Here is a 12,343-nt window from a genome sequence, read left to right on the forward strand (position 1 = left end):
GTCTCTAACGAGATTGTCGCGGGGGCATGCTTACTCCGACCGCAAGACCGTCGACCATTCCCTGGCGCGAGAGGTATGATCCGAACATAAGGAGGCTCCCTTGGATCAACCAGCGACAATATACGCTTCTACCAACGATTGAAAAGAGTAAGTTGCTGAGTGCATCCGGCAAGACCGATGGTCCGAGACGCGCAGCGGTTACCAAAAAACTCAATGTTTCTAGGGGCGCTCTTATAAGCCCTTACCTACGGCCTCCGACTTCTTGAGGTCCCACGGGAGCTGCGTCAAATGGGTCATGTGGCTGGCCTGCCGAAATCGCGAGCGCATAGGCGGCAATGCCATTGGTTGGGAAGTGTGCGCCGCACCACAACCGAGGCGCATTCTTAGCTGGATTGCTGGATATCCTGACCGACCAACGGGCTATCTGGGGTTTGCGAAGCTTTGCGTTGGTCGAGGCCACGGGGGGCTCGCGTCCGGGGGATGTCTCGGGCTTTCGCCCTTCGACAAGCACTAATTCGGTGGGATGCAAATAATCGATGCCGCAAAGCTAATTAGCTATCTTCGTAATGCTCACCGGGGAGACCTGGTCGATCCGGAGGACGTGCGGCGCGCCATTACTCCGCAGACGCTGTTGATCAGCATCATGCACGCCAACAACGAAGTCGGCACCATACAGCCCATCGCGGAAATTGCCGCAATCGCGCGGCAGCACGGGATCCGTTTCCACACCGACGCTGCTCAATCGGTCGGAAAAATTCCGACCAAGGTGGACGAGCTCGTGTCGATATGCTGACGATCGCCGGTCATAAGCTCTACGCCCCAAAGGGCGTAGGCGCGCTGTATGTCAGGCGAGGCCTCGAGCTTGAGCCGTTGATCCACGGTGCCGGTCACGAATCGGGCCGACGCGCCGGAACCGAGAGCGCGCTGTTGGTAGTCGGGCTTGGGGCGGCCTGTGCGCTGGCCGCGGATATTGTCCCCATAAACCACGTCCAAGTTCTGCGCGAGCGTTTATGGCAGGCTCTGCAAGACAGGTTCGGTGAAGGCGTCGCGCTCAACGGCCATCCCACGCATCGCTTGCCCAATACCCTCAACGTGTCGTTCGTTGGCAGAATAGGCGCGGACATCCTGGCCCAGCTACGCGATGTCGCAGCGTCGACAGGTTCGGCGTGCCATTCGGGTCAGATCGAACTCTCACCGGTTCTCGCGGCCATGCGCGTGCCCGAAAGGACTGGAATGGGCGCGATCCGCTTCAGCCTGGGAAGGCACACGACGGTCGACGAGATCGACCAAGTTGTCGCACGCCTGTCTACGAACGCGGCGGTCTGATCGTTTCACCTACCGCTTCGTCGCCAGCACGAGAGCTGGCTGGTTTGCGCTGTCGTCCGCAACGAGGATGTCCATGCCGGCATGTTCGAGCGCTGCGGATACGTCCACCAGCGCGGAGAAGCTGTAGATGTCCCGTGGGAACGAGGCGATCGCTTTCGGGTCTGCGTTCGTCCGGAACAGTAACGCGAGACGGCCGCCCGGCTTCAGCACGCGGGCGATCTCGCCCAGGGATGTTTCCATATTTTTCCAGAAATAGAGCACGTGGATACACTGGACTTTGTCGAACATGTCGTCGGAAAAAGGCAGCATTTCCACGCTCGAACGAATGACGTCCACGCGAGTCGATTCGATCAGGCGTCGGTTTCGCTTCTTTGCGATCTCGACCATCAGCTCAGAAGAGTCCACCCCGACGATGTGGCCCCGAGGAGCTCGCGCGGCCAATTCCGTGAGGCTGCGGCCGTGGCCGCACCCCACGTCAAGAACATGATCGGCCTGCTCGATGCGGAGCGCATCCATCACGCGCAAGTTCTGGCGCCAGGTTTCGCGGGCCATGATGAAAGCAATGAACCGGCCCAACAGGCCGTGAGCATTCCGAGCGTGCTCGGCAATAAAGTGAGGACGACGCATCATCGACTCCGTGACTCAGCAACGCGATCCAAATGCTTGGCTCTGAAAAGTGCCTTGAATCCGGGGATCTGGCTCGCCGAAAATGAAAGGCCAATCGCCGTTTCCGAAATGTAGCGATTTTTCAGATCTTTTGCCCGGCTGAGCAGCAAGCAGTAACATTGAGGAGCAGCCGGTTGCCCTCGTTAGCAGTCCTACACTTTGGGCAGGTCCGCTAGGGGGCACGAACCGAGCTGACGGAGAGAGCGGCTTTTGAATGCGGAGCGGACATGCATGGCTGCCGCACAGCGACGGGAGGAACGGCGCCGGGACCAGGTCTCTTCTTGATCTTTGACGGTATGGGAAGCTCTGTGCCAGTGCGAGCCGTGTCAGTCTTGATTGCGCACGCGGCGCGTCGGCCAGTCGATAGACTCCGATAGCAGCGGAATTGCCAGTGCTTCGTGAAGAGCAATTTTTTCTGTGAATTCCAAGACCGAAAAATTGCGGCGGGTATACCGTCGGCATTTGTCCGTCAGAGTTTGAAAGTTTGTGCTTGTAAATCAACGACGAAACGTCGTTCGAAATGATAGAGTGGGATAGGGCAATCGGCTGGTACACGCGCTTTAGCGTAGCTTCGGTGTGGTGGGTCTCACTCGCATAAGAGCTGTTCGTCCCGACTTAACTCGAACGAGCTCAGCGTTCCAGCGCGTTTTTGCTGGCGGAGTACCGCGTCGCACCACAGCGTGCAGAAGAGCTGGAGCTGCTAAAGAGGCCGCCCGCGATTGGCGTTGTGCCTACGAACTTAGTTTTCTCGCACAGCGCTGAGGCGTACCGTTTGCCGCCCTGCATTACTTTCCTGTCAGGCCGAACAATCACATTCTGCCGGTTCGATTGCCGCCGAGACTGGTCGCCGAGTGGTCGCATTGGCGCCTGTTGCGACCGGCCTATGATGAACAGCGCCGAGCCCTAGGGCTTCCGCACTCCAGAACTCGTGCTTGCCCGCGGCATCGTCGAGTCCAAAGCTTTGGAAATTCAAGCCTATGACAAGGTGTTCTTTCCAGGGCTTGAGGCGGAATGGAGCTGGGGGAGGCCGTTGGTCGGCACGATGACCTTGGAATCCGCCACTGACTTCCATGATTCCGTGGTTTCCTGGATCGGCGCCGGCCGTCGGCCAATTTACTTCGGGTTCGGCAGCATGCCAGTCGACAGGCCGGCCGAGACCGTTGACCAGGATGCTCACTCAGGCGCGCGAGGTGAGCAATCAGATGACCCCGCCGAGCCGAAGCTTGACGGCCACCGTAGCGCTTCTCGAAGGGCTGGCCGCCACGGCGCGTGATGTTGGTCTCAGGCGCCGCGCTCGAAGCATGGGCTGCGAGCTGGTACGGAATGCGATCTTCGATGATCGCAGGACCTTATGAGGCTGCTCGAAATCAAAGGTTGCCCTCGCCAACATGGACTTGAGCGGCGTGCCGCCCCTAGGGCACTTCCCTCAATCCGCTAACTTTCGATCGAGATCCGATCGCGACGTGGCCGGCGTCCCAAAGACTCTCGTCGCAGATCACGAGGTGCCCTTCGATGCCGACGGCGGCAAGCGCTTCAAAGACGTCGACGATGCTGCCACCTTTCGGGGCCGCATCTCGACGTGCGACGGCGTCTTCTCGCGAGAGGATGGCAAAGTACGTCGAGGAGTCGGGCGATTTTCGGTGTCCATGCGCAAGCTCCTCGTTTTGCGTGCTGCTCAGAGCCTGGACCGAAGTCCCGCGGAGGGCTGCTTGTCCCCGTCCAATCAGATAAGTGAGTTCGGACGGACGTTTCAAAACGCTCTGGAGCCCTCTCGTTCCACTTGGCGTCTACCATCTCACCAAGTACAAATCGCGCTAGAAGGGGCAAGCTACGTGACGTGTTTCGTATGGGGTGACCAAAGCCGTTGTGATTCCGTGGCGCCCGCAACTCGCATTTGAACCTGCCGACCGCTCACGTCACTACTAGTCAAGCCGTGGTGGGAGCCGACGCTCCCTCAGTCCTCAGCTTTGAACGGGCCAGGCCAGCAACAGGAGAAATTGCGATGGGACGCGCGCCGCAACTTCTGCCTCAATACATGCCGCCCGGTCCCGTGGAAAAGATGCCCAATTTGGCGGCCCCGGAACGACAGTGCGCGCCACTTGCCAAGGTTCGCAGCGCCGACGTCTTTCCCTACCAGGCCAATGAAGTTGCGACGTCCCGCACCGAGGTCGGCCACATCGGTGCGGACGTTAGTCTGGTCCCGCCGGTGGGTGCCTGCCAATATCTCATCATATGGGATTTCGGCGTCGACTGGCGGCATCTCAAGACCATCGCCAAGCGCGATCCGCTGCTGGCAGCGCAGCTCATGCGTTTCGAGACTGACAAGTCGCTGCAGTTTCAGATTATCGGATACAGCGACAGTACCGGCAATGAACGGAACAACATTTCCCTGCGCACGGGCCGGGCGAGGAATGTCTTTCACTTGTTCGGCCCCAGCGCCCGCTCGCGCGTCTTCTCCGTTAAGCCAGCTCCACACTACGAGTACCTTCAAGACAACACGACAGTGATCAACAGGGCCGCCAATCGGGCGGTGGTCGTCGAAATCTTCGTTGGCGGCGGAACGATCTAGCCACCTTCCGACAACAAGCAGGGGAGAGTACCGGATTGAACGATTTGTGCGGCCGATCACACTTGCACGCAGGCTGCCAGAATCTCCGTTATCTCTATCGTTAAAGCACCGGTTCCTCGACGGAGTGGAACTAACAAGTGTGTTCAAAAAAAGCGGCGTTACCGAACCCGACCGCCTTTCGCTGTGACCAATAACGAATTGCCAGGTGCGAAAGCCGGACTCACCGAGGTGCGAGGCCGTCGGCGTTCATGGTCTTAGTCTGAATGCCACTTGCGCGTTAGAAATTGAGGAGGGGAGATATGGCGCCGCTGCCCATCGATCTGATCAAGCCGTTCCTGCCGCCTGGAACGACGCCTCGTGCGCAGCGCGAGGACTCGCCTTCCGGCCGACCCAGATCAAACAGGGAGAGAGATCCCAAGGTCGTATACGAACGTGATCTCGGCGATTACGGCTGGAAGCTGCTTGATGGCGTGTACAAAGACTACGAGGCTCAGATCAAGGTGTGGAAGAACGCATTCAAGGATGTCACGGCCGCTTACGCGACCGCCGTAGCCATGCGCGCGAAGACATTCACAGAGGTTGAAGAGCAGTACAAGGCAGACGCGGCCCGTTTTGCTTTCATCTTTTCTCTTGTGACGAGCGGAGCGATAACATTCCTCGGTGCTTGGGTTCAATATAAGTTCGTTCCAAGCTTTACCGTCCGGAAATACAAGTGGGACTTGGCTTCCGTGATGCAAATGAATGAACCTCAGACCCTCGACCGATTTTCAAAGATGCAGGCCGCAATATTTGGCAACCTTGTCAAGGACGTTGGCAAAGAAATCGGCAAAAAATTTCCAGCCCCGGATCGCAGGGGCTCCTATCCCATGGATCAACCGTCTGTTGCGGCAAATATGGACGCAGACTTCAGCAGGCTCGTTGACGAATCAGCCGAGGTTGTTCTGTCCCAACTGAGGGACGTTCAAATGTGGATGAACCAAGGGACCGAGTTCGGCGCAGCCTGGTTGGCGCGCGAAAAGGGCAATGTCGAACAAGTGAGAACGGCGGTCCGCCAGCACATCGACACGATCCGAATGCGATGGGCCGCCGAGTGGGAATTCTTCGGCAAGACCCCGGTGAAGATTGCACGCCATTTTCTGGCCGACCATTACGAGAGGGCGCTCTGGGCCGACTACATCCATGAGGTCTTTGATCGCGCGATGGCGGCTATGAGCAAATCCCCGCGCTACAAACGACGCGTTGAGGAGCTGGCAAAGGCCGGTCTGAGCGATCTCGAGCAGCTAGAAAACCTGGAAGAGGATTGGCGGGAAGGATTCGGTCATCATAACTGGATCGAATCGCCGATCGTCAATCGGTTGAAAGAACTTAACGTTGTCTTCGCCGAAACAAACAAGGGTTCGCTCGACCAGGCAAACCGGATGATCGACGGGTCTCCAAGGCCCGAAGCGCGCGTGAAGGGTGCCGTAGATACCGGCAAGGAAATTGACGAGATTTATGGTTGGGCGGACATGTTTCTGATGGGCGTTCGCGACACGACCGCGCATCGGTTTTTTCCCGAGTCGAAGCCTCGACGTCTGGATCCATTACCGTCGTACAGATGATGCAACTGTGCCACGTTACAAGCCCATACGCGGTGTTGAGATCTTGCTGGCCTTTCGCTGGGATCGTCGGCGGGCCCGCCTTTAATGCGGCAATCGCGGATCCTCGGCGTGAGAGTCTTGTAGGCGCCCGATCCGCTTTAGCGGGCGCCCTTCGGCTTCGAGCCGAGCAAATTGTGCGTCCCACTGATGCTCACCGTTCCCGAGCACTCGAATCCGCCGAAAATTCCGCAGGAGCCGGTGACCGTGACGCGCAAGTCCTTGCGCCGGTAGATGTCGGCCGAAATGCCCAAGCGCGAAAAGTCATTCGCACTGTTCGGCAGGATGAGGTCGATATGTTCGGCTGCCCAACGCGGCAGATGTGGGTTGCTCTTCCAGAATAATTCGTTGCCGGCGTGGTGCGCGAAGTTCGGCCCGACCGTGAGGGCGCCGTCCGCGCCCTCGAATACGAAGCCTGTTTCGTCGATGTGGACGTTGACCCGATCGGGCGCCACTGCGAAATGCAGCGAGGTAATGTCTTGCGGTTGCGGGTCCTTACCGAATTGCGAGCTGTAGGCGTCGCTCCACTGTCCGCGGTCGCGTCCAAGCCCGAAGCCGTGCCGGCCGGGGAGGTCCCGCGTTGAGAGTGGCCTGTCGGACAGCTTCGGACGCCAGATCTCTCGAAAACCCTTGCCGATCGTCGCAGCCATCGACAGATCGAGGGCCCAATGCGATGATTTCTCCGGGCTGCGCCCCTCGGCGAAAGCGTCGAATCCGTCGGGTGTCTTGGCGATGCGTAGCTTCTTGATCAGGTCGTACCAGTTCGTTGGCAGGAAGGTGACGCCATCGAGTGTATTCGTTGCGGCCGCCACGCCGTACTGCTCGAGCTGATGCCTGATGTAGGGCTTTTCGTCATAAAGGCGGACATCCGGGTTGCGACCGGCGAAGTATTGCGTCAGATCGATCTGCGGGCGAAACATGGTCAGCCGCGCCGCGATCTTGCGGAAAGTGTCGGTCGTCGTCGGGTTGCTGGTCATCGCAGGGCCGCCCTCCGCGGGCAAGACTAATCTCAGATTGGTCTGCCCCAAGCGGGGCGGGTTCAAAATTTAGTTCGCTCAATTGTGCTGCCGGCAGCCTAAGTCATCTCAAGTGACCGAGTTCCCGTCACGCTGACGCATAGACTGTTTGAACCTCCCAACCGGCAGCGCCGACCACGTTACATGGGGTGGTCTCGACAGCCAGGACAATCCAATGTCACTGCGGAGCAAGGTGCTCGACGTGCTCAATGGCCCAGCGGTCGCACGCATTCGGTTCCGGTTTCCGATCCGCGGCAGTCACGTGACGATAGCACCGCAAACGTTCCATCATGTCGCTCGCGCCATCCGGTTGGGACAAGTCACCGTCCGGGTTCCGACCGATCTCGCGGCCGGTGTTGCTGCGCAATATAACGACGTCGCGCGAACGCGAGCCGACGGTACTGCGGTTGCCGCGAATACTCTTGAGGTCGTATCTGCGACGGGGCGGATGGATGGGGCTTATATCGTCCACGAAGCCCTGCATGCCGCTTACGATCTCTTGCGCACCGGTCTCGACGCCAATGCGGAAGAGGCGTCCGCCTACGTCTGCACGGCCCTCTATTGCCGCATGACGGGCCTGCCCCGACCTCGCTGGGCCAACGGGCCGATCTATGCAAATGCCGCAGAGGTCGCCCGAACGCTGCTGTCGCAATATCAGAAGGGTGATCCTGGAATTCCGTGGGTCGGCGAAAGTGAATGGCGAATGCTGCGCGCCGGCGTTGGCCTTAATGGTGTCTACACCAGCGGTCCGGCCGGCATTGTCACTGGATGGCTTCTTGGCCAGCAATACACTCACGACGGCTGATCGACCTAAGCTGTTTTTCCGTTAGAGAGCAGGAGCTCTCGCCTCCATGCCGTGACCTCTTTCTCGGGCAGGCCAACCCGCTGGACCCTCAGGCGCCCAGCAAACCCAGCTTGCCGACCATCGCAAGCGAACGCTCAACGCTTTCTCGTGTTGACAGCAGCAACGGCTCCGCGGGGTGTCCGGCGCTATCCCTCTGATCCATCCGGATGGTCTCGCCGAATCTTTTGGTCATTTCGGTCGTGATCTGGTCGATGGTCCGGGTACCGTCGAGCAATTGCACAAAGTCCCGGGTTCGGTCATCCTCGAGCTGCACCGTCTGATGGAGAAGGTTGGTGACCAGGGGACCTGTCTGTGCTTGCTTGCGGGCGAGAAGACTCGCCTGCGGACGGTCCGACGCGCCTTGCAAAAGGAACGGCCGCGACAGCAGGAAGGAGACCTCGCCGCTGCAAGCCAGGATGAACATCGCCTCAGTCAGCGCCCTTCTGTCATCATCTGCCATTCGGCCACCAAGCAGTGCCCGGGCGCCAGCGAGCAATTCGTCAAAGGACAGTGCGCGAGGCCAGGTGCGGCCGAGACACAGGTGCGCGGCCTTCAGGAGCGGATTGGTCACCTTAATCGTGCTACCGTCCTGATTCTCGAATTCCATCGCTGAATCGTCGGTCACGCAGGCGTCCGGATCAACCGGGCTCGTCGTGCTCAGCAAATGAAAGCGGGTGATGAATTCGAGGTCGATCTGGCGGGAGAGCGAGACGTCGTCGTGGCAGAGCAGGGTACGGCGAAAGCCGTTCCCGTCGATGAAATCCTGATACTGGTCGCGCGCCATGAACTCGCTGTCCGGGAAGCGTTGCAACGTTGCGCGCACCTCCTCGGAATAGCCTGCCAGGTTGCGTCGCGAGAAATCGGCGTCACTCAGATATTGCAAGCCACAGGAGCCTGCGCGCTCGACAACTTCGTGCAGCAGGAATGCCTCGGCGCCGTCGTCGAGATCGTCGTGAAACAACAGCTCGTCGGGAGACTTGAGGACGCGGTTGTACTGGTCGCGCATGACCGCACCGTGAACCGAGGTAACCTTCGAGCCCTCACTCAGGAACTTCAGGATTGCGCGGGCCTGTCCTACCTTCTCTTTCATGCTGGTGAGGCGGCGGGTGTGGTACCGCATCATGTCGCGGGCCATGTCCCGCATGTGCGAGAACGGGTGCGCATTGTAGCTGACATAGCAGACCCCTTGCGGCGCGAGGTTCTGCTTGAATATCATCATCATCTTCTCGCGCACTGCCGGCGGCACCCATGAAAACACGCCGTGGGTAATTATGTAGTCGAACTCTCCGAAATTTGCGTCGACATCCATGATGTCGCGGTGCAGGAGTTCGATGTTGCTCAAGCCCAAGGCTGCGATATTTCGCTGACCGCGCTCGATCGTTACACCGCTCAGGTCGATACCGACGAATTCGCTGGCCGGATATTGAAAGGCCATCGGCAACAGATTGCCGCCAACGCCGCAACCGAGCTCCAGCACCCGGCAGCGTTCCACCCGAGCGGGTTGCATGCCATAAACCGCAGCGATGGTTGCGAGATGGTTCGGATGAGTGAGGCCGTAGACGTGGCCGGGGTAGAAGACCTCGTCATATGGTGTGGGACCGGTGCTCGCGGCGCGATGTTCGGTTTGAATGTTCATCGTCCTCAATTCCACAAATATACGAACTTGTCGTTTTCGATCGAGACTCGCGCTTGCTTGACCTCTTCCTTGGCGAGCGACTTGCTGAGGAATTGGCGCGACAGCTCCGGGAGCAAGGTGTTGGTGATGATGTTGTCGATCATGCGCCCGCCGGAATCCGGATCGTTGCAGCGTGCGACAATGTGCTCGACGACGACATCGTCGTAGCTGAAGGCCGCGTTATGATTGTCGCGGAGCCGCCGTCCGATCCGATCGAGCTGCAATCGAGTGATCCCGGCGAGCATCTCGTCCGACAGCGGGAAGTATGGGATCGAGACGATGCGTCCGAGGAGTGCTGCGGGAAACACCTTCAACAATTCCGGTCTCAGCATCTTGGCGAGCTCTTCCGGCTCGTTGCGATACTTGGGGTCACGCGAGAGGCCCATGATCAGATCGGTGCCGACATTGGTCGTCAGAATGATCAAGGTGTTCTTGAAGTCGATCCGCCGGCCGTTGCCGTCCTCCATGGTCCCCTTGTCGAACACCTGGAAGAATATCTCATGAACGTCGGGATGGGCTTTTTCCACCTCGTCGAGCAGGATGACACTGTAGGGCTTGCGCCGCACCGCCTCAGTCAGGCGGCCGCCCTCGCCATAGCCGACATAGCCGGGAGGTGCGCCCTTCAAGGTCGAAACGGTGTGCGCTTCTTGAAACTCCGACATGTTGATCGTGATCATGTTCTGCTCGCCGCCGTAGAGGGTCTCGGCAAGCGCCAAGGCGGTTTCCGTCTTGCCCACCCCGGACGGTCCGGCCAGCATGAACACTCCGATTGGTTTCGACGGGTTGTCCAGTTTGGCTCGGCTGGTTTCGATTCGCTTGGCGATCATCGTCAGCCCATGGGACTGGCCGACCACACGGCGGTTGAGAATCTCCGGCAGCTTCAGGACAGTTTCGATCTCGTCCCGCATCATCCGGCCGACCGGGATGCCGGTCCAGTCGGATACGACGGACGCGACCGATTGCTGATCCACATGGGCATAGACCATCCGCTTTTCCGGATTGATGCCCTCTAGCGTCTCGAACTTACCGCGCAGCTCCGCGCGTCTGGAAGCTGGGTCCTCGCCTTCCTTGGCCTCCGACAGGATCTCGCGAATGCTGCGGATGTCCTTGACCAGCACCTGCTCGGCGGCCCAATCGGCCTCGTGGTGCGCCAGCTTGTCCTTCAGAGCTGCGATATCGTTGTCGATCGCGGCAATGCGCTCGCTCTTCGTGATACCGAGGTCAGCGTCGTTGACCAGCGCGGACCGTTCAGCCTCGCGAGCGGTAATCGAAACACGCGTGTCCTCGATCAGAGCCGGCGTCGCGCTCTGGCTGATGGCCACACGTGCCGATGCGGTGTCGAGTAGGCTGACTGCCTTGTCCGGGAGCTGTCTTGAAGGAATGTAGCGGTGCGAGAGGTTGACGGCTGCAACGATCGCGGCATCGGAGATGCGAACACCATGGTGCTTTTGCATCGGACCAAGAAGTCCGCGCAGCATGATGCAACAGGTCTCGACGTCGGGTTCATCGATCTGGATCGGCTGGAAGCGTCGTGTGAGAGCGGGGTCCTTCTCGATATACTGGCGATACTCCGCCCATGTGGTGGCGGCGATCGTACGGAGCGTGCCACGAGCGAGGGGAGGTTTCAGGAGGTTGGCCGCGTCTCCCGTGCCGGCCGCGCCTCCGGCTCCGATCAGCGTGTGGGCTTCGTCGATGAAGAGGATGATGGGAGTGGGTGAGTTTTGGACCTCATCGATCACCGAGCGCAGACGCTGTTCGAACTCGCCCTTCATCGAAGCGCCGGCCTGCATCAGGCCGATGTCGAGCGCGCAGAGAGTTACATTGCGTAGCGGTGGTGGTACATCGCCAGCGGCGATGCGCTGCGCGAAGCCCTCGACCACGGCGGTCTTGCCGACGCCGGCCTCGCCGGTGAGGATCGGGTTATTCTGCCGCCGGCGCATCAGCACGTCGATCAATTGGCGGATTTCGTCGTCCCGGCCGAGGATCGGATCCATCTGGCCTGATCTGGCCTTGGCGGTGAGATCCTGGGCAAACCGGGCGAGCGGCGTCGTTCCTTTGGGACCTGTTTGGTCCGCACCCTCCGTACCGGCGCCGACCAGTCCCGAGCCGTCCATCGGCCGCATGGTCTCCTCATCGGAGCCGGACCAGATCGCGCGGCGCTCGGCGGCCAGTGCATCGACGTTGACCTTCGCGAATTCCTGCGAGAGATTGTTCAGGGCACGACGGACATCGTTCGACTTCAGGCCTGCCACAAGCAGATGGCCGGTGCGGATCTGAGTTTCGCCGAAGAAGAGCGTCGCATAATGCCAACTCCGATCGAGGAGATCGATGACCGAATTGGCGACACCTGGCATGTCGGTCTCGTTCTTGCGAAATCCATTGATGACTCCCGCAAGGTCCGACAACAAGCGCGGGCGGTCGAGCTTGTAGTGATCCAGGGACAGGCTCAGATCCGTGCGCTCCTGCTGCAGGATATGAAACAGCCAATGCGCGAGCTCCACATTGCGGTTACCGGCGCTCTTGGCATGGCGCAAAGCCTGTATGAAGGCATCATAGCCGGCCCGGTTCAGTTTCCCCGTTACAGCTTCCAGGCTGATGTCTGTCACGGCG

7 protein-coding genes and 1 pseudogene are annotated in these 12,343 nt (G+C 59.6%); 4 read left to right on the plus strand and 4 right to left on the minus strand.

What is annotated here, in order from left to right; translation table 11 throughout:
* The first annotated feature begins 523 nt into the window (after positions 1-523).
* A pseudogene (locus BM190_RS21600) lies at positions 524-1,326 on the plus strand (cysteine desulfurase family protein).
* A gap of 9 nt (positions 1,327-1,335) precedes the next feature.
* Here BM190_RS21600 and BM190_RS21605 read toward each other — a convergent pair.
* Positions 1,336-1,953: a class I SAM-dependent methyltransferase gene (locus tag BM190_RS21605; RefSeq protein ID WP_177237208.1), complete on the minus strand. Its 618-nt coding sequence runs from the start codon at positions 1,951-1,953 to the stop codon at positions 1,336-1,338.
* Between the two features lie 2,041 nt (positions 1,954-3,994).
* On the opposite strand from BM190_RS21605, the gene BM190_RS21615 reads away from it, so the two are divergent.
* A complete protein-coding gene (locus BM190_RS21615; RefSeq protein ID WP_092258810.1) occupies positions 3,995-4,561 on the plus strand; it encodes an OmpA family protein in 567 nt (188 codons plus the stop codon).
* 299 nt (positions 4,562-4,860) lie between these two features.
* A complete protein-coding gene (locus tag BM190_RS21620) occupies positions 4,861-6,162 on the plus strand; it encodes a hypothetical protein (protein WP_092258813.1) in 1,302 nt (433 codons plus the stop codon).
* 137 nt (positions 6,163-6,299) lie between these two features.
* Here BM190_RS21620 and BM190_RS21625 read toward each other — a convergent pair whose 3' ends face one another.
* Complete coding sequence (locus tag BM190_RS21625; RefSeq protein WP_177237209.1) at positions 6,300-7,175, minus strand: hypothetical protein; 876 nt, start codon at positions 7,173-7,175, stop codon at positions 6,300-6,302.
* A 232-nt stretch (positions 7,176-7,407) separates the two neighbouring features.
* Here BM190_RS21625 and BM190_RS21630 point away from each other — a divergent pair, with 232 nt between their 5' ends.
* On the plus strand, positions 7,408-8,019 hold the full coding sequence (locus BM190_RS21630; RefSeq protein ID WP_244550695.1) for a hypothetical protein: 612 nt from the start codon (positions 7,408-7,410) through the stop codon (positions 8,017-8,019).
* 88 nt (positions 8,020-8,107) lie between these two features.
* Here the strand turns inward: BM190_RS21630 and BM190_RS21635 are convergent, their stop codons facing one another.
* Both BM190_RS21635 and tssH read right to left on the minus strand, forming a co-directional pair.
* A complete protein-coding gene (locus BM190_RS21635; RefSeq protein ID WP_177237210.1) occupies positions 8,108-9,694 on the minus strand; it encodes a methyltransferase regulatory domain-containing protein in 1,587 nt (528 codons plus the stop codon).
* 5 nt (positions 9,695-9,699) lie between these two features.
* Positions 9,700-12,339, minus strand: a complete 2,640-nt coding sequence (tssH, locus tag BM190_RS21640) for a type VI secretion system ATPase TssH (protein ID WP_092259302.1) — start codon at positions 12,337-12,339, stop codon at positions 9,700-9,702.
* Between the last annotated feature and the right edge of the window lie 4 nt (positions 12,340-12,343).

It is taken from the genome of Bradyrhizobium sp. Rc3b, from assembly GCF_900114915.1.
Classification (GTDB): domain Bacteria; phylum Pseudomonadota; class Alphaproteobacteria; order Rhizobiales; family Xanthobacteraceae; genus Bradyrhizobium.